This window comes from Methylobacterium sp. XJLW (assembly GCF_003254375.1).
Lineage (GTDB): Bacteria > Pseudomonadota > Alphaproteobacteria > Rhizobiales > Beijerinckiaceae > Methylobacterium > Methylobacterium fujisawaense.
Genome location: NZ_CP016429.1, coordinates 5,178,850 through 5,199,064 on the forward strand (window position 1 = coordinate 5,178,850; position 20,215 = coordinate 5,199,064).

The 20,215-nt window shown below is 73.3% G+C and carries 18 protein-coding genes, 1 tRNA gene and 1 pseudogene; 4 read left to right on the plus strand and 16 right to left on the minus strand.

The window, feature by feature from the left end; genetic code table 11:
• Positions 1–100: 100 nt before the first annotated feature.
• The 3 genes from A3862_RS23900 to A3862_RS23910 all read right to left on the minus strand — a co-directional run bounded on the left by A3862_RS23900 (position 101) and on the right by A3862_RS23910 (position 3,600).
• Positions 101–1,618 (minus strand): malonate--CoA ligase, encoded by a 1,518-nt coding sequence (locus tag A3862_RS23900; RefSeq protein WP_043756652.1) that lies wholly within the window; start codon positions 1,616–1,618, stop codon positions 101–103.
• 132 nt (positions 1,619–1,750) lie between these two features.
• On the minus strand, positions 1,751–3,160 hold the full coding sequence (locus tag A3862_RS23905; RefSeq protein WP_043389412.1) for a malonyl-CoA decarboxylase: 1,410 nt from the start codon (positions 3,158–3,160) through the stop codon (positions 1,751–1,753).
• Between the two features lie 248 nt (positions 3,161–3,408).
• Positions 3,409–3,600, minus strand: coding sequence for a hypothetical protein (locus A3862_RS23910; protein WP_043352836.1), 192 nt, complete (start codon positions 3,598–3,600; stop codon positions 3,409–3,411).
• Between the two features lie 331 nt (positions 3,601–3,931).
• Here A3862_RS23910 and A3862_RS23915 point away from each other — a divergent pair.
• Positions 3,932–5,109: pseudogene (locus tag A3862_RS23915) on the plus strand (MFS transporter).
• On the opposite strand, the gene cobD reads toward A3862_RS23915, so the two are convergent.
• Positions 5,102–6,121, minus strand: coding sequence for a threonine-phosphate decarboxylase CobD (gene cobD, locus A3862_RS23920; protein ID WP_111474034.1), 1,020 nt, complete (start codon positions 6,119–6,121; stop codon positions 5,102–5,104). The pseudogene A3862_RS23915 and the gene cobD overlap by 8 nt on opposite strands.
• Between cobD and cbiB the strand changes: the two genes are divergently transcribed.
• On the plus strand, positions 6,113–7,108 hold the full coding sequence (cbiB, locus tag A3862_RS23925; protein WP_043352844.1) for an adenosylcobinamide-phosphate synthase CbiB: 996 nt from the start codon (positions 6,113–6,115) through the stop codon (positions 7,106–7,108). The genes cobD and cbiB overlap by 9 nt on opposite strands.
• A gap of 80 nt (positions 7,109–7,188) precedes the next feature.
• Complete coding sequence (locus A3862_RS23930; RefSeq protein WP_111474035.1) at positions 7,189–8,103, plus strand: NAD(P)-dependent oxidoreductase; 915 nt, start codon at positions 7,189–7,191, stop codon at positions 8,101–8,103.
• Positions 8,104–8,110: 7 nt separating this feature from the next.
• Here A3862_RS23930 and A3862_RS23935 read toward each other — a convergent pair whose 3' ends face one another.
• The 5 genes from A3862_RS23935 to cobU form a co-directional block, all read right to left on the minus strand.
• Positions 8,111–8,335, minus strand: a complete 225-nt coding sequence (locus tag A3862_RS23935) for a hypothetical protein (protein WP_043389407.1) — start codon at positions 8,333–8,335, stop codon at positions 8,111–8,113.
• 52 nt (positions 8,336–8,387) lie between these two features.
• A complete protein-coding gene (locus A3862_RS23940) occupies positions 8,388–9,734 on the minus strand; it encodes an MFS transporter (protein ID WP_043355965.1) in 1,347 nt (448 codons plus the stop codon).
• A gap of 77 nt (positions 9,735–9,811) precedes the next feature.
• Positions 9,812–11,254 carry a cobyric acid synthase gene (locus A3862_RS23945; protein ID WP_111474036.1) on the minus strand — a complete coding sequence of 481 codons (1,443 nt, stop codon included), beginning with the start codon at positions 11,252–11,254 and terminating at the stop codon, positions 9,812–9,814.
• Positions 11,255–11,277: 23 nt separating this feature from the next.
• On the minus strand, positions 11,278–11,880 hold the full coding sequence (gene cobO / locus A3862_RS23950) for a cob(I)yrinic acid a,c-diamide adenosyltransferase (protein ID WP_043389395.1): 603 nt from the start codon (positions 11,878–11,880) through the stop codon (positions 11,278–11,280).
• Complete coding sequence (gene cobU, locus A3862_RS23955; protein WP_170861817.1) at positions 11,877–12,419, minus strand: bifunctional adenosylcobinamide kinase/adenosylcobinamide-phosphate guanylyltransferase; 543 nt, start codon at positions 12,417–12,419, stop codon at positions 11,877–11,879. Before cobU ends, cobO begins: the two co-directional genes overlap by 4 nt.
• Before the next feature lie 118 nt (positions 12,420–12,537).
• Between cobU and A3862_RS23960 the strand changes: the two genes are divergently transcribed.
• Positions 12,538–12,613, plus strand: a tRNA-Glu gene (locus A3862_RS23960).
• Between the two features lie 339 nt (positions 12,614–12,952).
• On the opposite strand, the gene A3862_RS32530 is transcribed toward A3862_RS23960, so the two are convergent.
• From A3862_RS32530 to A3862_RS23995, 7 genes are all read right to left on the minus strand, one after another.
• Positions 12,953–13,126 carry a hypothetical protein gene (locus A3862_RS32530; RefSeq protein ID WP_306307448.1) on the minus strand — a complete coding sequence of 58 codons (174 nt, stop codon included), beginning with the start codon at positions 13,124–13,126 and terminating at the stop codon, positions 12,953–12,955.
• Between the two features lie 314 nt (positions 13,127–13,440).
• Complete coding sequence (copM, locus tag A3862_RS23970) at positions 13,441–13,833, minus strand: CopM family metallochaperone (protein WP_111474037.1); 393 nt, start codon at positions 13,831–13,833, stop codon at positions 13,441–13,443.
• Between the two features lie 25 nt (positions 13,834–13,858).
• Complete coding sequence (locus tag A3862_RS23975; protein WP_043756630.1) at positions 13,859–14,224, minus strand: hypothetical protein; 366 nt, start codon at positions 14,222–14,224, stop codon at positions 13,859–13,861.
• A 19-nt stretch (positions 14,225–14,243) separates the two neighbouring features.
• Positions 14,244–17,393, minus strand: a complete 3,150-nt coding sequence (locus tag A3862_RS23980) for an efflux RND transporter permease subunit (RefSeq protein ID WP_111474038.1) — start codon at positions 17,391–17,393, stop codon at positions 14,244–14,246.
• 11 nt (positions 17,394–17,404) lie between these two features.
• On the minus strand, positions 17,405–19,138 hold the full coding sequence (locus tag A3862_RS23985; protein WP_111474039.1) for an efflux RND transporter periplasmic adaptor subunit: 1,734 nt from the start codon (positions 19,136–19,138) through the stop codon (positions 17,405–17,407).
• 87 nt (positions 19,139–19,225) lie between these two features.
• A complete protein-coding gene (locus A3862_RS23990) occupies positions 19,226–19,648 on the minus strand; it encodes a hypothetical protein (protein ID WP_335645385.1) in 423 nt (140 codons plus the stop codon).
• 120 nt (positions 19,649–19,768) lie between these two features.
• The gene (locus tag A3862_RS23995) at positions 19,769–19,981 is read right to left on the minus strand and encodes a heavy-metal-associated domain-containing protein (RefSeq protein WP_043389375.1); all 213 of its coding nucleotides are present in this window, start codon (positions 19,979–19,981) and stop codon (positions 19,769–19,771) included.
• Positions 19,982–20,215: the final 234 nt, after the last annotated feature.

Sequence of the window (20,215 nt, forward strand, 5' to 3'; positions counted from 1 at the left end):
ATCGGCACCGTCGCGTTACGCCCGCACCGTCATCCCGCCGCGCGCGACGACGGTGCGGCCGAATTCCCGATCCGCCGGTCCCTGCCGGCGGATCGGATCGTCAGTCCCGGTAGAGCTCCGCATGCGCGTCCCGCAGAAGGTTCTTCTGCACCTTGCCCATGGTGTTGCGCGGCAGCTCGCTCACGAACAGGACGCGCTTGGGGCACTTGAACCGGGCGAGCCGGCCCTCCAGGGCGGCCTGTACGCCGGCCTCGTCCGGGCATCCCGGGCCCCCCACCACCACGGCGGTGACGGCCTCGCCGAAATCGGGATGGCTCAAGCCGATCACCGCGGATTCGACCACGCCCGGCAGCGCGTCGATCTCGGTCTCGACCTCCTTGGGGTAGACGTTGAAGCCGCCTGAGATGATCAGGTCCTTGCCGCGCCCGACGATGTGGACGTAGCCCCGGTCATCGACCTTGCCGAGGTCGCCGGTGATGAAGAACCCGTCGGCCCGGAACTCGGCCGCGGTTTTCTCGGGCATGCGCCAGTAGCCCAGGAACACGTTCGGGCCCTTCACCTCGATCATGCCCACCGCGTCCGGACCGAGGGCCGCGCCGGTTTCCGGATCGACCACCCGCAGGGACACGCCCGGCAGGGGGAAGCCCACCGTGCCGGCGACCCGGTCGCCCGCATAGGGGTTCGAGGTGCTCATGTTGGTCTCGGTCATGCCGTAGCGCTCGAGGATGGCGTGGCCGGTACGGGCCTGCCACGCGCGATGCGTCTCGGCGAGCAGCGGCGCCGAGCCCGACACGAACAGGCGCATGCCTCCGGCCGCCTCCGGCGTGAGGCCCGGCTCCTTGAGGAGGCGGGTGTAGAAGGTCGGCACGCCCATCAGCACGCTGGCCCGGGGCATCAGGCTCAGGATCAGCTTCGGGTCGAGGCGGGGCAGGAACAGCATGGAGCCGCCGCTCGCCAGCACCGTGTTGGTCGCCACGAACAGGCCGTGCGTGTGGAACACCGGCAGGGCGTGGATCAGCACGTCGTCGGCGGTGAAGCGCCAGAAATCGACGAGGGTCCGGGCGTTCGAGGCGAGGTTGTCGTGGGTCAGCATGGCGCCCTTGGAGCGCCCGGTCGTGCCGGAGGTGTAGAGGATCGCCGCGAGATCCTCCGGGCCCCGGGGCACGTCGGCGAAGGCGCTCCCCGCATCCCCGGCCCGGTCCGCGGCCTCGGCGGCGCTGCCGCCGCCCGCCCCGTCGAGGGTCCAGATCCGGCGCACGCCCGCGGCGGCCTCCGCCAGCGCGTCGCGCCGGCCCGGGTCGCAGACGAACACGGCGGGCTCGGCGTCGTTCAGGAAGTAGCCGATCTCCGCCGGGGTGTAGGCGGTGTTGAGCGGCAGGAACACGGCGCCGGCCCGGACCGCGCCGAGATACAGGAAGATCACCTCGGGGCTCTTCTCGACCTGCACGGCCACCCGGTCGCCGGTCTCGACGCCCGCCGCCCGCAGGGCCGCCGCGTAGGCGCCGGAGCGGGCGATCAGGTCCGCGTAGGTGTATCGGCGGCCCTCAGGGGTCTCGATCACGGTCTTGGCGGGATCGGGGACGCCGTCCCGCACCAGGGAGAAGAGGTGGTTCGTCATCGTGAGGCTAGAGCTGTCGCGGGACCTGTCTGTCTGACGCACCCATAACCGCCCGGAGGGCCTTCCGGCGAGCCCTTTCCGGTGGGGCTCCGCGGCCCGGCGGTGACAGGCGGGCCCCGACCGGCCCGGATCCTACGCCTCGGCCAGCACCACGGCCCGCGGCGGCGGCAGCTTGGCGCGCAGCTCACGGGTCACCGCCGGCGCGGCCACCACGGTGCCGAGATTGGCATAGGTCTCGTGGTTCCGCTCGATGGCGGCGAGGTCGTAGAGGTAGTTGACCATCAGGCCGTGCGACTGGGCCAGACCCTTCTTCGAGGTGTCGCCCAGGAAGTTGATGCGGTCGAGGCGCGCGCCGTTGCCGAGGTGGAACCGGGCCACCGGGTCGAGGGGGCGGCCGCGCTCGTTCTTGGCGCGCAGGAAATAGGCCGCCGCCGCCGGGATCAGCGCCCGGCGCACCGTCTCGGCCCGGGCCTTGTCGGCCGGCCAGTTCGGGTCGTCCAGCGCCCGCAGGACCTCGACATCCTCGGGCAGCAGGCCCTGCGGGCTGTCGGCCCGGCGCTCCCGCGCCAGCCACGCGGCGAAGCCCGGCACCGGCGACAGCGTCACGAAGGTCTTGAGTGTGGGCACCTCGCGGGTGAGGTCCTCGACCACCTGCTTGATCAGAAAATTGCCGAAGGTGACGCCGGCGAGCCCCTTCTGGCAGTTCGAGATCGAGTAGAACACCGCCGTGTTGGCCGCCTGCGGCTGCAGCGGCTTGCGCTCCCGCGACAGGATCGGGGCGATGGCCGGGGCGATCTGGTCGGTGAGCGCCACCTCCACGAAGATCAGCGGCTCGTCGGCCAGCGCCGGGTGGAAGAACGCGAAGCAGCGCCGGTCCGGCGGCTCGATGCGGGCGCGCAGGTCGTCCCAGTCCGCGATGGCGTGCACCGCCTCGTAGCGGATGATCTTCTCCAGGATATGGGCCGGCGTCGTCCAGTCGATGTGGCGCAGCACCAGGAAGCCGCGGTTGAACCACGAGGCGAACAGGTGCTCGAAATCGCTGTCCAGGCTGTCGACGGCGTCCATCAGGGCGGGGTCGGCCTCGTCGCCGGCGCGCAGCGCCCGGCGCAGGTCGAACAGGTCCTCGCGCATCCGCACGAGGCTGAGCGTGCCGCCGCGGGCGAGGTTGAGGCGGCGGATCAGCTCCTGGCTGCGCGGCTCGGCGGCCTCGTGCAGGCTGCCGAGGCGGGCGCGGGAGGGGGCGGCCCGGTAGGCGGCGATCGCCTCGTCGACGGCTTCGTGGTCCGCATCGAAATCGAGGGCGATGGCCCGCAGGAAGGCGTGGCGCTCCGCCTGCCCGAAGCTGGCGTAGCGGTCGAGGATCAGGCGGGCAAGCGCCACCCCGGAGGCCTCGCCGCGCCGGGAGATCAGGTCCTCGCACAGCTTGACGAGGTCGCCCGCGCTGGCCCGGGACGTCATGTCCCCGCGCCCGATGCCGATCAGGTCGCGGCCGCGCTCGCTGATGGTCTGAAGCAGGTCGCCGAAGAAGGAGATCGCCGCCATGACCCTTGCACTGACCCCCGTCGACCCGGATTCGAGACGCTTCCGGCCCCGCGACGCCGGCTCGTCGGACGGGCGCGTGCGGATCCGGCAGCCGCCGCCCACTCCGGGGCGGCTCGCTCAGCGTCCCGATCCGCCCGCCATTCTACGGCGCCGCGGCCGCCGCGACCAGAGCTTGACCGGCCCGAACGGCGCGCTCCCAGCGTGCGGGAGCGGCACGAAGGTCGTGTGACGATCCCGGGTCGGGTGCGTCAGAGCTGTTCGGCGACGGTGGCGAGGTCGGCCCGCTCCCGCCAGTCGCCGACGCCGTGCTGGCGGGCGAAGCGGAGTTCGGCGGCGCGGCGGGCGCGCTCGGGATCGCGGGCCCGCGTGATCGCCACGGAGCCGACCGTGAACGGTACCCCGAGGATCTCCTTGGCAAAGTCGATGCGGTAGTTCGGCATCCCGTACTCCCTGCTGCGGCGGTTCCGGCCCCGTTCATCCGGAACGAAACCGCCCTCTCGTTCGTAATCCGGTTCGGAACCTCTATCGGCTCGACGCCCGGTGCATGGCCTGCGGCGCCCGCTCGCGTGCGGACGGCGCCGGCTGCATCTTCCGCATATGGGGCGCCCTCGGTTCCGGTGAAGGGGCCGGGGGCGTGCCGGCAGGGATGCATCGCCGCAGCTTGCTCCACCGCACGCTCCGCCCGTATCGCTCGCGGCCCGGACCTCTCCCGCACACGGACCCGACCATGGCCCTTCCGCGGCGGCGTGCCTGCCTGCCCCCGACCCAGCCGTGACCACGACGCTCGACGCGAAGGCCCGGCTCGGCCTGACGCTGATCGCCGGCGGAGCGGTCGCCAACATCTACTACAACCAGCCGCTGCTCGGGCTGATCGTGGCGGAGTTCGGCGACCGCGCCGCCCTGTGGGTGCCGACCACGGCGCTCGTCGGCTACGGGCTCGGCATCGTCGGGCTCGTGCCCCTCGGCGATGCCCTGCCGCGCCGCACCCTGATCGTGGGGCAATGCCTCGGACTCGCCCTGGCGCTGCTGGCGGTGGGCCTGGCCCCGAACCTCGCGAGCCTCGCCCTCGCCCACCTCGCGGTCGGGGTGCTGGCCAGCGCGGCCCAGCAGGCGGTCCCGTTCGCGGCGGAACTCGCCCCGGATGCGAGCCGCGGGCGGATCGTCGGCCAGGTCATGACGGGCCTGCTCACCGGCATCCTGCTCGCCCGGACGGCGAGCGGCGTCCTGGGGGCGCATCTCGGATGGCGGCCGGTCTTCCTGGTCGCGTCCCTGCTGGCGCTCGCCATGGCGGCCATCGCCCGGGCCACCCTGCCCCACACGGTGCAGACGCACCCGCTGCGCTACCGCGCCCTGATGCTGTCGATCCTGCACCTCGCCCGCACGCAGCCGGTGCTGCGCACGGCGAGAGCCTGTCGCAGGCGCTGCTGTTTGCCGCCTTCAACGCCTTCTGGGCGACCCTGGCGCTGCTGGTGGAGGGGCCGCCCTTCGGACTCTCCGCCGCGGGCGCGGGGCTGTTCGGGGTGATCGGCGTCTGCGGCGCCTTCGTGGCACCCCTGTCGGGCCGCTTCACCGACCGGCGGGGCGCCAAGCCCGTGGTGCTCGGCGGTAGCCTGCTCGTGGCGCTGTCCTTCATGGTGCTCTGGGCCGGCGGGACGTGGTCGCTCGTCGCGGTGGCCCTCGGGGTGCTGCTGATCGACATCGGCATAAACGGCGCCCTCATCGCCAACCAGACGCGGGCCTACGCCCTGGTCCCCGGGGCGCGGGGCCGCATCAACACGGTCCTGTTCACGACCCTGTTCGTGTTCGGGGCGCTCGGCGCCTATGCCGGCTCGCAGGCGTTCCTGCTGGTCGGCTGGGCGGGGGTCTGCGCGGTGGGCCTCGCCTTCTCGGCGCTGGCCGTGATCGTGGCGGCGCGCGATCCGCATCCGCCCGGCGTGCGGTCTACCTGAGGACCCGCGACAGACGGCACCACGCCGCCTTCCCGGCCGGCAGGCCGAAGCGGAGGCGCTCCGGGCGATCCGCGAAGCGCCGCACCGCGATCCCGGCCGCCGCGAGCCGCCGGTAGAGGTCGGGCCCGTCGGAAAAGTCGGCGGTCCGGAACAGGCTGGTGCCCCCGACGATCCGGCCGCCGCCCCGGGCGATCATCCGGTCGAGGCGGGCCGCGTCCGCGGACCGCGCCGCCGCGGCCTGCGCGCGCCAGCCCACATCCGACAGGGCGGCGCGCCCGATCGCCAGGGCCGGGCCCGACACCGCCCAGGGTCCGAGGGCCTCGGCGATCCGGGTCGCCGTGCCGGGATCGGCCACCGCGAAGCCGAGGCGCAGGCCGGCGAGCCCGTAGGTCTTGCCGAAGGAGCGCAGCACCACGAGGCCCGGCGCCGCGTGTGGGCACAGGCTCTCCACCGGCTCCAGATCCGCGAAGGCCTCGTCGGCGATGAGCAGGCCGCCCCGCTTGCCGAGGGCCGCGGCCAGGGCCCGGCGCTCGGCCAGGGGCAGGGTCCGCCCGTCCGGGTTGTTGGGATCGACGATCACCGCCACCCGGGCCTCGCCGAGGGCATCGAGATTCCGGATCTCCGTCACCGCGTGCCCGGCGCGCGCCCAGGCGGCGGCGTGCTCGGCATAGGTGGGCCCGAGCACCGCGACGCGGGTCGGCGCCATCAGCCGGGGCAGGGTCTCGATCAGGATCTGGGTGCCGGGGGCGGGCACGACATGCGCGGCGTCCGGCGCGCCGTAGGCCGCGGCGGCCGCCGCCCGGAGCGCCCCGAGCTCGGCGGCCTCGGGCAGCCGCGTCCAGGCGCTGGTCTCCACCGGCGGCACGGGGTACGGGACCGGATTGATCCCCGTCGAGAGGTCGAGCCAGGGCTCCGGCGCGTCGGGAAAGGCTTTGCGGAGTCCGCCGAGATCGCCGCCATGCGCGATCGGGGCGACCTCACGCGTGGGAACGCTCCACACCGAATGGTCCATCTGCCCGGTACGTTTGCCGACACGCTTGCCGTCCTCGCCGTCGCCCTCGGGATCGAGGCGGCGGCCGGCTATCCCGACGCGCTCTACAGGGCGGCCGGTCACCCTGTCACCTGGATCGGCCGGCTGATCGCCGCCCTGGAGCGCGGCCTCAACCGCGGCTCCGCGCGGCGGCGGCGGATCGCCGGCTGCGCCGCGCTGGCCTGCCTGCTTGCCGCGGTGGGCCTGCCGGCCCTCGCCCTCACGGTGCTGGCGGGATTGGCCGGCCCCCTCCCCGCCCTGCTCCTCCTCGGCCTGCTCTGCGCGAGCCTGCCGGCGCAGCGCAGCCTGCACCAGCACGTCGCCGCCGTGGAGAAGGCCTTGCGCACCGGCGGCCTGGAGGCCGGGCGCCGGGCGGTGGCGATGATCGTCGGGCGCGACCCCGAGCGCCTCGACGAACCGGCGGTCTGCCGCGCCGCGATCGAGAGCCTGTCGGAAAACTTCTCCGACGGGATCGTGGCGCCGGCCTTCTGGATCGGCGGCCTCGGCCTGCCGGGGGGCGCCCTCTACAAGGCGATCAACACCGCCGACAGCATGATCGGCCACCGGACGCCCCGCTACGAAGCCTTCGGCTGGGCTGCGGCGCGGCTCGACGACGGGGTGAACCTGCCGGCCTCCCGGCTCGCGGGCCTGCTGATCGCCGGGGCGGCGCTCCTGCGCGGCGCCGACGCGCGGGGCGCGCTCCGGGCGATGGCCCGGGACGCGCGCCGCCACCGCTCGCCCAATGCCGGCTGGCCCGAATCCGCCATGGCCGGGGCGCTCGGCCTGCGGCTCGCGGGACCGCGGGTCTATGACGGCACCCTCGTCCCGGACGCCCATATGGGCGACGGGCGGGCCGAGGCCACGGCCGACGACATCGCCCGGGCGCTGACCCTGTACCGGACGGCCTGCTGGCTCCAGGGCGGGCTCGTGCTGGGGCTGCTCGCCCTGTCCCTGGCGCTGGCGGGCTGACCCGTCCGCCCCGGCCGACCGGGCCTTGGCACGGCCCGCGCTCCCGACGCATCGTGACGGGACCGGACAGGGAGACCCCGATGCGCGCGGTGTTCGTGGATGCCAACGAGACCCTGGCGGCGGTGGCCCGGCGGCTGCTGCGGCCGGACGACCCGCCCTTCGCGATCCACGCCGATCCCGGCATCGCTCCGCAGGACCTGCCCGGCCTCCTGTCCGGGGCGGAGATCGCCGTGATCGACCACACCGCCCTCCCCCGCGCGGTGGCCCGGGCCTGCGGGGGCCTGAGGCACGTGGTGTTCCTCGGCACCGGCGCCCGCAGCTACATGGACCCGGAGGCCCTCGCGGCCGAATGCGGGATCACGGTCCACACCATCAAGGGGTACGGCGACACGGCGGTGGCCGAATGCGCCTTCGCGCTGATGTGGGCGGCGGCCCGCGGCCTATCCGAGATGGACCGGGCGATGCGTGCCGGCACCTGGCTGCGCCGCGAGGCGGTCCAGCTCACCGGCAAGACGGTCGGCCTCGTCGGGTTCGGGGGGATCGCGGCCGAGATGGCACGGCTCTGCCGGGGCATCGGCATGCGGGTGCTCGCCTGGAACCGGACGCCCAAGGCGCATCCGGACGTGACCTTCGTGCCGCTGGAGCGGCTGCTCGCCGAGAGCGACGTGGTCTCGCTCCACCTGCTCCTGACCGACGAGACCCGCGGCTTCCTCTCGGCCGCGCGCATCGCCGCGATGAAGCCCGGCGTCCTCCTGATCAACACCGCCCGCGGGGCCCTGATCGACGAGGCCGCCCTGGTCGAGGCCCTGCGCAGCGGCCGCGTCGCGCAGGCCGGGCTCGACGTGTTCACGGTCGAGCCCCTGCCGGCGGACCACCCGCTGGTGTCCCTGCCCGCCGTCACCCTCTCGGCGCATTCGGCGTTCCGGACGCCAGAGGCCAGCGACAACCTGATCGGCGCCGCCCTCGATCATTGCCGGCGGATCGCCGCCGGCTGACGGAGCCTCAGTGCTCGGTGCCCGGCATGTTCGGCCGCGGCGTGCCGCCGTGCTGGTGGATCAGGTTGGAGCGTTCCGGGCTGCCCTTGGCGTCTGCGACCTGCTTCCGGGCTGCGGCGGCCAGGAACCAGATGCCGCCGAGCGTCCCGAAGGCGAGGATCATAAGGGGAAATCCCTGGCTCATCGTGTAGTCCTCCTCGACGCTGTCCCGCGGGATGCGGTCCTGCATCATCCTGCCGGACGATCCGGCTTGAGGAAGGATAACGCACGGATCCGGCCCGTGTTCAGGCCGGACGTGCCCCATTCGGCGCCGCCCGCCGCGCCGCGTCCCGGCGCAGGGCGGAGAGCACCACGAACATCAGGCCGGCGCCCACGGCGAGGCAGGCGGCCAGGAACAGCATCGGCACGAGGTCGCTCCGGGTCTGGTCGCGGATGAACGGCACCGCGTTCTGGGCGACGAAGCCGCCGAGATTGCCCACCGAGTTGATCGCCGCGATCCCGGCCGCCGCCGAGGCGCCGCGCAGGAAGGTCCCGGGCATCGACCAGAAGACCGGCTGGGCCGCGAAGGTCCCGGCGGCGGCCACGCACAGGCAGGCGAACTTCACGGCGTTGCCCGGCAGGACGACGGAGAGCGCGAGGCCCGCCGCTCCCACCAGCGCCGGCCCGACGACGTGCCAGGTCAGGGCATTGCCCTGCGCGCCCGTGCGGGCGGCGTGGCGCGGCACCCACCAGAGGGCGACGGCCGTGGCCATCCAGGGGATGATGTTGAGGAAGCCGTTGGTGAGGTTCGAGACGCCGAAGCCCTTGACCACGGTGGGGAGCCAGTAGCCCAGTCCGTAGGCGGCGAGCGGCAGGGAGACGTAGACCCCGGCGAGCATCAGCACCCGCCGGTCGAGGAGCGCCGCGAAGGGGTTGCCGTGGTCGACATGGCCGCCCTCCTCGCGCTCGGCCCGCAGGGTGCGGGCGAGCCAGTCGCGCTGCGCCTGCGACAGCCAGGGCGCCGTCTCGGGACCGTCCGGCAGGACCACCAGCACCACCGCGGCCATGAGGATCGCCGGCGCGCCGGTGGCCAGGAACACCCATTGCCAGCCCTGGAGGCCGAGGAGCCCGTCGAGGCCGAGCAGCGCGCCGCCCACCGCCGCGCCCACCGCGTTGGCCACCGCGCTGGCGATCATGAACCAGCCGATCATCCGCGCCCGGTGTCCTTGCGGGAACCACAGGGTCAGGGCGAACAGCACGCCGGGGAAGAAGCCGGCCTCCGCGGCGCCGAGCAGGAAGCGGAGCACGTAGAACATCGCCGTGCCCTGGGTGAAGCCCAGCAGGACGGTGACGATCCCCCAGGTGATCATGATCCGGGCGAACCAGATCCGGGCGCCGACCCGCTCCAGGAAGACGTTGGCCGGCACCTCGAACAGGAAGTAGCCGAGGAAGAACAGCGAGGCCCCGAGCCCGTAGGCGGTCTCGGAGAGGCCGAGGCTGCCGACCATCTCCAGCTTGGCGTAGGAGACGTTCTGCCGGTCGATATAGGCGATCAGGTAGAGCAGGCCGAGGAGCGGCATCAGCCGCAGCGTCACGGTGCGGACGGTGCTCGCGCCGAGATCCTCCCCGACGGGGGATTGCGTGGGGGGCATGGGGCGTTCCTCTGGCGCGTGCGGCCCTTCGTGGCGGGACCGGCATTACACAGAGTAATTCCTGGCGCGGCCCGCGCCTACCGGGCAAGCGCCAGGAGGCGGTCGCAGTCGACATGGGCCGCGATGTGTCGCGCGAGGCCGTCCAGCGCCGCCTCGACCCCGGCCTCGTAGCCCAGGCCGTCCGAGGCCGTCCCGAGGCGCGCGAGCCAGGCCGCCCGCTGGGCATCGTGGGCGAACAGGCCGTGCACGTAGGTGCCGGCCACGCGCCCGTCCGCCGAGACCGCCCCGTCCAGGCGCCCGTCGGCGAGGCGCAGGAGCGGCCGGGCGGCGTCGGGGCCCTCCGTCGCGCCGATATGCATCTCGTAGCCGGCAAAATGAACGCCGTCCGGCAGGCTCGTGCCGGTGACCGCCGCGAGGCGCTTCTCGGGGGTCATGACGGTGTCGACGTCGAGGAGCCCGAGGCCCGCCACCGTGCGGGGCGCGCCCTCGATCCCGTGCGGGTCGGCGAGGCTGTTGCCCAGCATCTGGTAGCCGCCGCACAGGCCGAGCACCCGCCCGCCCCGGCGGATATGGGCGCGCAGGTCGACGTCCCAGCCCTCCTGGCGAAAGGCCTCCAGGTCGTCGATCGTGGTCTTGGAGCCCGGCAGCAGCACGAGGGCGGCCTCGGCGGGGATCGGCGTGCCGGGCCGGACCAGCACCACCGACACGTTCGGCTCCGCCCGCAGGGGGTCGAGGTCGTCGAAATTGGCGATGCGCGGCAGCACCGGCACCGCCACCGTGACGGCTCCGGGCCCGCGCGACTCCGAGCCGGCGAGCCCCAGCACGTCCTCGGCCGGCAGGCGCGCGGCATCGGGGAAGTGCGGCACGAGGCCCAGAGCCGCCCAGCCGGTGCGCTCGGCGATCAGCCGCATGCCGTCGGCGAACAGGCTCGGGTCGCCGCGGAAGCGGTTGACGAGGAAGCCCGCGATCAGGGCGGCGTCCTCCGGGTCGATCACCGCCTTGGTGCCGACGAGGCTCGCGATCACCCCGCCCCGGTCGATGTCGCCGACCAGCACCACCGGCGTGTCGGTGGCCCGGGCGAAGCCCATATTGGCGATGTCGCCGGCCCGCAGGTTCACCTCTGAGGCCGAGCCCGCGCCCTCGACGAGGACCAGATCCGCCTCCCCGGCGAGCCGGGAGAAGCTGTCGAGGACGGCCGACATCAGCCGGGGCTTCCAGGCCTGGTAGTCGCGCGCCTTCACGGTGGCGACCATCCGGCCCTGCACCACCACCTGGGAGCCGACCTCGCTCTGCGGCTTGAGCAGGACCGGGTTCATGTGGACGGAGGGCGCCACCCGGGCGGCCCGGGCCTGGAGGGCCTGCGCGCGGCCGATCTCGCCGCCATCGGCGGTGACGGCGGCGTTGTTCGACATGTTCTGCGGCTTGAACGGCCGGACCCTTAAGCCCCGCTCCGTGAAGGCGCGCGCCAGCCCCGCCACGAGCAGCGACTTGCCGACATCGGAGCCGGTGCCCTGGATCATCAGGGCCTTTGTCCGCGGTGGGCTCAGAACTCGATCCCTTCCTGCGCCTTCACGCCGGCGGCGAAGTGGTGCTTGACGCTGCCCATCTCGGTGACGAGGTCGGCGGCCTCGATCAGGGCCGGCTTGGCGTTGCGGCCGGTGACGACCACGTGCAGGTCCGGCCGCCGCGTACGGAGGGCTTCGACGACGGCGTCGAGGTCGAGATAGTCGTAGCGCAGCGCGATGTTCAGTTCGTCGAGGACGAGCAGGCGGATCGTCGGATCGGCCATCAGGCCGGCGGCGACCTCCCAGGCGTGGCGGCAGGCGGCGATGTCCCGGGCCTTGTCCTGGGTCTCCCAGGTGAAGCCCTCGCCCAGGGTGTGCCACACGACCCGGTCGCCGAATGCCGCCACGGCGTGGCGCTCGCCGGTATCCCAGCCGCCCTTGATGAACTGCACCATGCCGACCCGCCAGCCGCGGCCGAGCGCCCGCAGCATCAGCCCCAGCGCCGCCGTGCTCTTGCCCTTGCCCGGACCGGTATGGACGAGGAGCAGGCCCTTCTCGAGGGTCTTGGCGGCCACCTCGGCATCCTGGACGGCCTTGCGCTTCTCCATCTTGGCGCGGTGGCGGGCGTCGTCGTCGCTCATGCGGAGGCTCCTGCGGTGGGGGCTTGCGGCTTCACGACCAGCGGCAGGCCGGCCACGGTGAGCACGACCCGGTCGGCCCGGGCGGCGAGCTGCTGGTGCAGGCGGCCGGCTGCGTCGCGGAAGCGGCGGGCGAGGGCGTTGTCGGGCACGATCCCGAGCCCGACCTCGTTGCCGACCAGCACCACCGGGCCGGGCGCGCCGGCGCAGGCTGCGAGGAGGCGCGCCGTCGCAGCGTCCAGATCGGCCTCGGCGAGGATCAGGTTGGTGAGCCAGAGCGTGAGGCAATCGACCAGGACCGGCCCTTCGGACGCGGCGACCGCCTCCGGCAGGGCGAGCGGCACGTCGCGGGTGCGCCACGCCCCGGCGCGCCGGGCGCGGTGCTGGGCGATGCGCGCGACCATCTCGTCGTCGAAGGCCTGCGCGGTGGCGAGATACAGCCACGGGCCGGGGCAGGCTTCGATCAACCCCTCCGCGTAGGCGCTCTTGCCGGACCGCGCCCCGCCGAGGACGAGGGTCATGCGAGGGGGGGATTGGGGCATCCGTCCTCCATCGCCCCAACCCGGCCCGCGGTCAAACCTGGGTCCTGTGGCACCAGTGCCGCGCATGAACGGTTGCCGGGCGTCTCCGGTCCGACTATAGAACCCCGGCCTAGCCAGAGCGCCCTTCGTCTAGCGGTCCAGGACGTCGCCCTTTCACGGCGAAAACACGGGTTCGATTCCCGTAGGGCGCGCCAGCACATTCAAGCCCGTAGCTGAAGGTGCTGGTGCGGCTCACATGGCTGTTTCACACCGTTCGCTCAGACCGTGCCAGGCCATGGATGCCAGCCCATGGACCCGCGAGTGATGCCCGTTCGGCACGTGAGGGGCGTACGCGGCCCGCTCGGAGGCTGACCGTCCCGTGGTGGTGCGCCTCCAGCGTGGCGTGCCGCCCGCGGAAGGGGCCTCAGTCCACGGCGAGCGGGCGCCGACGGGCCGGACCACATGCCCCACGCGTCTCAGCCGGGGGGCCGGATCGCCGGGTTGAAGAGCCGCAGGGAGCGGCCGGCCCCGCGGGAAGAGGCCGACGACCCCGCTCACGGGGGCATCGCCAGCATCCGGACCGCCAGGGCGACCATCATCACGCTCTCGGTCAGCGCGACGAAGCCGGGCGGCACCGTGCTCGCCCCGCCGGCGCAGGCGCACTCGATGTCGCGCCCTTCGAGGTCGACCGCCTTGAACACCGCGTTGGCCGGCACGGAGGTCGGCATGTTCGGGCGTGGGCCGCCTTGCCGAGACGGCGCTGCAGGTCGTCGATGAAGGTCCGGGGCGTCGGTTTGACCGGGGGCTCGTCCTTGAGGCGTTCGGCCTCATCGCGGGCCGTGAGCCTGCGGTCCTCGACCGCGAAGCCCCCGCGTTCGCGCAGGTCCTAGGCCTTCAGGCCGGAGGGACAGAGGCGCTCGGAGGGGGCCATGCGGTGGAGCGTGGCCTTGCGGGCGGCATGCATCGGTTGCCCCCGGACAGGCGCGGGTGGAATCGGGACGCGGGCCGGGCGCCCCTGTCGGCGGCCCGGCCCCGGCGGCGACTACCGGCCGTGCCGCTTCAGCCACGCCTCCATGTCGGCGATCTCCGTGGTCTGGTCGGCGATGATCTTCCGGGCCATCGCCTGCGTGGCGGGGTCCCGGGCGTATTTCAGCGCGACCTCGGCCATGGCGACCGCGCCCTTGTGGTGCGGGATCATGTGCGTGCGGAAGTCGACGTCGGGGTCGCCGGTGTAGGGGACGTCCATGTCCGTCATCATCGCCTGGTCGGCGGCCTTGAACGCCCGGGTCGAGGCGTCGTCCTTCGGGTCCGGCTTCATCGATCCCCTCCCCTGGCCGGACATGGAACCGTGGTCGTGCAGGCCCTGCGCGCGGGCGGTGCCGGCGAGGCCTGCGGTCAGCAGGGCGGCGGCGAGGAGGGTCCGGGCGACGGTCATGGAAGAGATCCCTTCGGTGGTCGGTTCAGTTGAACTTGCCGCTGACGGTGGCCCCGTCCGGGGCGGCGAGCTGCACGGCGCCCTTCGGGCGGTCGCCGAGCGCCGCCGGGGCCTTCCCGGTCAGGCGGTTGCCGTCGGCCGGCTCCAGCGGCACGCGGGCGGCCTTGCCGCCGGCCACGAGGATGGCCGTGCCCCTGAAGCCCGCGACGGGGACCGGCGCCTGCGTGCCGTCCGACACGTAGACGTCGACGGTCTCGCCCCGGGTGACGAGTTCGACGTGGAAGTCGCCGGCGTCGGCGACGCGCCCGCCGTGCCGGCCCGCAGTCTCGTGGGCGTCGGCGGCGGTTGCGGCCAGCAGGCCGGCGGCAAGGGTCATGCTCGTTCGGATCATGCGCGTGTCTCCTCGGGGGTCAGTACGCCTCGGCCGGGCGCGGGGGCGTGCCCGACGGCGATGGGTGGGCCGGGGCTTCGGCGTGGAGGGCGCGCAGCCGTTCCAGCGACGTGCGGCCGAAGCGCAGGAACAGGACGGGGGTCAGGACGGTGTCGAGCAGCGTCGCGCTGACGAGGCCGCCGAAGATCGTCACCGCCACCGGGTGCAGGATCTCCTTGCCGGGGCTCGCCGCATCGTAGAGCAGCGGCACCAGCGCGACGCCCGCCGAGAGCGCCGTCATCAGCACGGGGGTCAGCCGCTCCAGGCTGCCGCGCACCGCGAGGTCGGGCCCGAACGGCACGCCCTCGTGCAGCGACAGGTTCAGGTAGTGGCTGATCTTCAGGATGCCGTTGCGCGCGACGATCCCGGTCAGCGTGATGAAGCCGATCATCGACGCCACCGAGAGCGGCTGGCCCACGAGCCAGAGGGCGGCCACCGAGCCGATGAGCGCCAGCGGGACGTTGCCCATGATGATCAGGGCGAGGGCGGCCGAGCGGTAGCGGCTGAACAGGATGGCGAAGACCAGGGCCAGGGACAGCGCGGAGAGCGCCGCGATGGTCCGGCTCGCCTCCTCCTGCGCCTGGAAGGTGCCCTCCAGGCTGGTGAAGAAGCCGGGCGGCAGCGGCTCCTTGGCCACGGCCTCGCGGATGGCCGCCACGACGGTCGCCATGTCGCTTGCGCCGTCGGTGTTGGCCTGGACGACGATGCGGCGGCGGGCGTTCTCGCGCAGGATCTGGTTCGGCCCGTCCGTCTCGCGGATGTCGGCCAGCTGCCGCGCCGGCACCCAGCCCGACGGTGTCTCCAGGAGGAGATCGCCCAGCCCCGCGGTCGTCCGCCGGTCCTCGGACAGGCGCAGCACCACGTCGAAGCGGCGCACGCCATCCACGATCGTCGAGACCACCCGCCCGTTCGACAGGCGGCTGATCTGCTCGACGATTGCGGCCGGCTGAACCCCGTAGAGGGCCGCCCGGGTATAGTCGACCCGCACCTCCAGCTGCGGGATGCGCACCTGCCGCTCGACCTGCAGGTCGGCGAGGCCCGGAATCGCCGCCAGCCGGTCGCGCAGGGCGTTGGCCACCCGGCGCAGGCCGTCGAGGTCGTCGCCGAACACCTTCAGGGCGATCTCGGCGCGGACGCCCGAGAGCATGTGGTCGAGCCGGTGCGCGATCGGCTGGCCGACATTCACCGCCACCGGCAGGGCGGCGAGGCGTCCGCGGATGTCGGCGACGAGCGCCTCCTTCGGACGCGCGGCGTCCGCGTCGAGGGCGACCTCGATCTCGGAGGCGTGGACCCCCTCGGCGTGCTCGTCGAGTTCGGCGCGGCCGGTCCTGCGGCCCACCGCCTTCACGCCCCGGATGTCGAGGAGCAGCCGCTCGGCGATGAGCCCGACCCGGTCGCTCTCGGCGAGGGAGATGCCCGGACGGAACGTCATGTTGACCGTGAAGGAGCCCTCGTTGAACGGCGGCAGGAAGGCCCGGGGCAGGTTCCAGGCGGCCACGCTCGCGGCCGCCACCGCCACGGCGACGGCGCCGACGAGCCGGCCCTGGTGCCGGAAGGCGGCCCCCAGCAGGGCGGCGTTGGCCCGCTTGAGCAGGGCCAGGAAGCGGCTGTCGTGTTGCTCCAGGTTCCTGAGCCCCGGCAGCAGCAGGGAGGCCAGCACCGGGGTCAGGGTGATGGAGGTGAGCAGGCTCGCCAGGATGGAGATGATGTAGGCCTGCCCCAGGGGGGCGAAGAGCCGGCCCTCGATGCCCGACAGCGCGAAGAGCGGGACGAAGACCAGGATGATGATCAGCGTCGCGTAGACGATGCCGGACCGGACCTCGTTCGAGGCCTCCACCACCACCTGGAACACGCTCTTCGGGTTGCCGGCCTTCCGGTTCTCGCCGAGCCGGCGAAAAATGTTCTCGACGTCGACCACCGCGTCGTCGACGAGTTCGCCGATGGCGATGGCGAGGCCGCCGAGCGTCATCGTGTTGATGGAGAGCCCGAACAGGTGGAACACCGCGGCGGTCGTCAGCACCGAGACCGGGATGGCGAGCAGCGAGATGGCCGTGGTCCGGACGTTCAGCAGGAAGGCGAACAGCACCACCGCCACCACCAGCACCGCCTCGACGAGGACGCCCTCGACGTTGCGGATCGAGGTCTCGATGAAGTCGGCCTGCCGGAACAGGATCCGGTCGGCCCGGATGCCGGCCGGCAGCGTCGGCGCCATCTCCTTCAGGGCGGTCTCGATCCTGCGGGTCAGCCGCACCGTATCGACGTCGGGCTGCTTCTCCACCGAGACGATGACCGCGGGCTTGGCCATGTACCCGGCGTCGCCGCGCTTCACCTTCGCGGCGAAGGAGACCTCGGCAACCTGGCGCAGGGATACGGGCGCGTCGTTGACCGTCGCGACCACGAGGTTGCGCAGGTCGTCGAGGCTCAGGGTGCGGCCGATGTTCCGGATCAGGTACTCGCGGGCGTTCTGGTCGGTGAAGCCTCCGCCGGCATTCGTGCCGAACTGCGTGAGCGCGGTCTCCAGCTGCGCGTTGGTCACCCCGAGCGCGCGCATGGCGGCCGGGTTCGGGCCGATCCGGAACTGGCGCACCTCACCGCCGATGGGGATGACCTGCGCGACGCCCGGAATGGTCAGCAGCCGCGGCCGCAGGGTGAAGTCCGCGACCTCGCGCACCTGCATCGGGCTCGCCGTCGCGCTCGTGACCGCCACCAGCAGGATCTGGCCCATGATGGAGGAGATGGGGGCCATCACCGGGGTCACGCCCCGGGGCAGCTGGTTCTGCACCAGCGCCAGACGCTCCGCGACCTGCTGGCGATTCCGGTAGATGTCGGTGCCCCAGTCGAACTCGACATAGGTGATGGACAGCCCCACGCCCGAGACCGAGCGCACCCGGGTGACGCCCGGGAGTGCGTTCATCCGGGTCTCGATGGGGTAGGTGACGAGCTGCTCGACCTCCTGGGGGGCGTACCCCTCCGCCTCCGTCATGAGGGTGACGGTCGGCTTGTTGAGATCGGGGAAGACGTCGACCGGCAGCTTGGTGGCGGCGAAGGCGCCGTACAGCACCAGCGCCGCGGCGAGCGCGAGGACGAGCAGGCGGTTGCGGACCGACTGGCCGACGAGGACGGTGAACATCGCGGGCCTCCTCAGCGCACTTGGTCGAGGAGTTCGGCACCCTGGGTCACGACCCGCCGGCCGGGCCCCATCCCCTCGGCGACCAGCACGCGGCCGCCGTCGAGCGGCTCGACGCGCACCGGCCGCGCCTCGAACCGCTCGGCGCTGGTGTGCTCGTAGACGACGTCCTGCCCGTTGCCGGTCCGCACGACCGCCGCGCGCGGCAGGGCCAAGCCCACCTGCTCGCGGTCCGTCCCGGCGAGCACGGTGACGAACTGCCCGACGCGCAGGCCCGACGCGTCGCCCTGGACCGCGAACTGGACCGGGATGGCCTGGTTGCGGTCGGCGAGCCCCGAGCCCTGGTAGGCGAGCGTCAGGAGCCGGCCGTCGGCGAGCCGCGCCGTGGCGTCCTGCGCCGCCGTGAGGGCATCGAAACTCAGCGCCTCGACCCAGAGGCGGTTCGGGTCGACGATCTGGAAGACCATCTGCCCGGGGCTCGCCATCTGCCCGGCGACCGCCGCGGCCTGCGCGACCACGCCATCCACCGGGGAAACCAGCGGCTCGGGCTCCCGGCGGATCCGGTCGAGGGCCGCGCGCCGGTCCTGCAGGCCCTTGAACTCGGCCAGGGCGTCGTCGAGCTGGGTCTGGGCCACCGCCCCCGTCAGGGCGAGACGCCTGTAGCGGTCGACCCGGCGCTCGACGATGGAGATCTGCTGGTCGAGGTCGCCCTGCGTCTGGCGCATGTCGGAGAGGTCGACGGCCTGGATCGGCGGGGTGACGGTGGCCAGCACCTCGCCCCGGCGCACCCGGGTGCCGAGGCGGGGAAACAGCCCCGAGGCCGGAGGCGAGAGGCGGCCGCCGACCGAGGATTGCACGACGCCGCTCGCATTCGGATCCGGGATGATGCGGCCGGGGAGTTCCACCGCGCGGTGGAACCGGCCCTGCTCGGTCATCGTCGTGCGCAGAACCAGCAACCGCTGGGTGGGCTTGGGCACGAAGACGGAGCCGTCGGGCAGGCGCTGGGCGAGATCGGAGGATCCGGACGGGCGCGGCTCGGTCAGCGCGGCACCCTGCACGGCCGGGCCGTGGTCCTCGTCGCCATGCGCGAAGGCGGCCGTGCCGAGGACGAGGGTGATGCCGATGGCGAGCAACGCCACCGCCGGGACGCTGCGGCGCCCGCGCGCGAGCCCGGTCACCAGCATGCCGAGCAGGAAGGCGACGACGACCGCGCCGACCAGGGTCGGATCCTTCTGCCCGAGGCGCGCGCGAACCCCCTGGGCGACCTCGGACACGCGCGACAGGGCGGCCCGCCCCGGTGACGGCTCGGCGGGCGCCGCGGCCGCGCGGCCGGAGGGGTCCGGCACGGCGACCGCGACGGTCAGGACGTCGACGTCCCCGCCCGCCGTGACGGTGGCGACGAATTCGTGCCGGCCGGGCGCCGACATCCACGGGGCCGTGAGCGCGTAGCCGCCCTCCGGCGTGGCGGTCGCGGTCTTCGGGCCGTCCGGCGTCTCGACATCGATGGTCGCGCCGGTCACCGGCTCGTTCGTCCGGAAGCGGTCGAGGAACAGCGTCAGGGTACCGTCGCGCGGGACGGCGACCAGTTCGAAGGTCTCCGAGAGGGCCTCGCCGCGGGGGGCGATGGTCTTCGAGACGGGCGGCGGGGCCGCGCCGTGGTCATGGCCCTCGTGGGCGAGCGCGGATCCCGCCAGAACGGCGGCAAGCGGCGCCATCGCGCCCAGGGCGGCGGCAAGACGGGTCGACATGGAAACGGTATTCCTCGCGGTGGGGATGCCGGGCGCGGCCGTTCGCGGGCGCAGCTCGGGCGTCGCGCGCCTCGGGCGCGCCTCATCTCAGGCGAGGGTTCGTGGGGGTTTGGGCAGGGTCTCGGGGTCGGTGCCGGCGCGGCCGGAGACGTCCCCCGGGATCAGCGTGCCGGTCCGGAACAGGGACGGGACGAGGGCGTCGAACCCGGACAGGACGCCGGTCGCGCAGCAGGACATCGTCCCGCAGCAGCGGGTCTTGCAACCGGGCCGGCAACACGCATCCCCGGTCGGCGCGATGTACGCCGCCTCGACGGCTGTGGTGACGACCTTGGACCACGTGGGCGCCGCGGCGCGAACCGTCGGCTTCGCCGCCACCGCCGCCGCCGCCTTCGGCTGTGGCTGCGCCGCGGCCATGTGGCGGCCGTGGCCCCCATGGCCGCCATGACCCCCATGGGCCTGGGCGGCGGACGGCGCGACGTAGGCGATGATCGCGAGGATCATCGCCGCCATCAGGCGCGCGATCTGCCGGTCGAAGCACATGGAATCAGGATTACACCGGTTCGAGTGGCGGGACCATGTCGGGCATGGGACGTCCATGCACAGCGCAGGTTGGGTTGGCGGCCCGAAGCATCAGGCCGCCGCGAGCATCGGCTCGGCCGGATAGCCGGCGGCGACGAGGACCCGGGCGATCCGCTCGGCCGGAGCCGAGGCGTTCGACACGGTGACGCGCTTCGCACCGAGGTCGACCTCGACATGGGCGCCGGGATCGATGGCTTGAACGGCGCGGGTCACGGATTCGGCGCAGCCACCGCAGCCCATCCTGTCGACCTTGAAGCGGACCATGACGTTCTCCTTCGGATGCCGTCCCGACGAGATGGGGCTTCCCACCGTTGGAAGGTCAAGCCCCCGGGATCGTCGGGCCTCGGCGTGCCGGCGGGCCTCGGCGTGACGGCGTAGACCGGTGGCCGGTCCCGGGCCGTTGTCGGCCGTTTTGCCGATGACCTTGCCGGGGGGCGATCCCCTGCGGGACCGGGGCGAGACAGGCCTGCGCGGGTGGCTTGTACCGGTCCCTCGATC

Bases quoted from the DNA above. Each gene is read 5' to 3' on its own strand.
- A3862_RS23900 (WP_043756652.1), bottom strand. From the start codon at position 1,618: ATGACGAACCACCTCTTCTCCCTGGTGCGGGACGGCGTCCCCGATCCC.
- A3862_RS23905 (WP_043389412.1), bottom strand. From the start codon at position 3,160: ATGGCGGCGATCTCCTTCTTCGGCGACCTGCTTCAGACCATCAGCGAG.
- A3862_RS23910 (WP_043352836.1), bottom strand. From the start codon at position 3,600: ATGCCGAACTACCGCATCGACTTTGCCAAGGAGATCCTCGGGGTACCG.
- cbiB (WP_043352844.1), top strand. From the start codon at position 6,113: ATGGTCCATCTGCCCGGTACGTTTGCCGACACGCTTGCCGTCCTCGCC.
- cobD (WP_111474034.1), bottom strand. From the start codon at position 6,121: ATGGACCATTCGGTGTGGAGCGTTCCCACGCGTGAGGTCGCCCCGATC.
- A3862_RS23930 (WP_111474035.1), top strand. From the start codon at position 7,189: ATGCGCGCGGTGTTCGTGGATGCCAACGAGACCCTGGCGGCGGTGGCC.
- A3862_RS23935 (WP_043389407.1), bottom strand. From the start codon at position 8,335: ATGATGCAGGACCGCATCCCGCGGGACAGCGTCGAGGAGGACTACACG.
- A3862_RS23940 (WP_043355965.1), bottom strand. From the start codon at position 9,734: ATGCCCCCCACGCAATCCCCCGTCGGGGAGGATCTCGGCGCGAGCACC.
- A3862_RS23945 (WP_111474036.1), bottom strand. From the start codon at position 11,254: ATGATCCAGGGCACCGGCTCCGATGTCGGCAAGTCGCTGCTCGTGGCG.
- cobO (WP_043389395.1), bottom strand. From the start codon at position 11,880: ATGAGCGACGACGACGCCCGCCACCGCGCCAAGATGGAGAAGCGCAAG.
- cobU (WP_170861817.1), bottom strand. From the start codon at position 12,419: ATGCCCCAATCCCCCCCTCGCATGACCCTCGTCCTCGGCGGGGCGCGG.
- A3862_RS32530 (WP_306307448.1), bottom strand. From the start codon at position 13,126: ATGCCGACCTCCGTGCCGGCCAACGCGGTGTTCAAGGCGGTCGACCTC.
- copM (WP_111474037.1), bottom strand. From the start codon at position 13,833: ATGACCGTCGCCCGGACCCTCCTCGCCGCCGCCCTGCTGACCGCAGGC.
- A3862_RS23975 (WP_043756630.1), bottom strand. From the start codon at position 14,224: ATGATCCGAACGAGCATGACCCTTGCCGCCGGCCTGCTGGCCGCAACC.
- A3862_RS23980 (WP_111474038.1), bottom strand. From the start codon at position 17,393: ATGTTCACCGTCCTCGTCGGCCAGTCGGTCCGCAACCGCCTGCTCGTC.
- A3862_RS23985 (WP_111474039.1), bottom strand. From the start codon at position 19,138: ATGTCGACCCGTCTTGCCGCCGCCCTGGGCGCGATGGCGCCGCTTGCC.
- A3862_RS23990 (WP_335645385.1), bottom strand. From the start codon at position 19,648: ATGGCGGCGATGATCCTCGCGATCATCGCCTACGTCGCGCCGTCCGCC.
- A3862_RS23995 (WP_043389375.1), bottom strand. From the start codon at position 19,981: ATGGTCCGCTTCAAGGTCGACAGGATGGGCTGCGGTGGCTGCGCCGAA.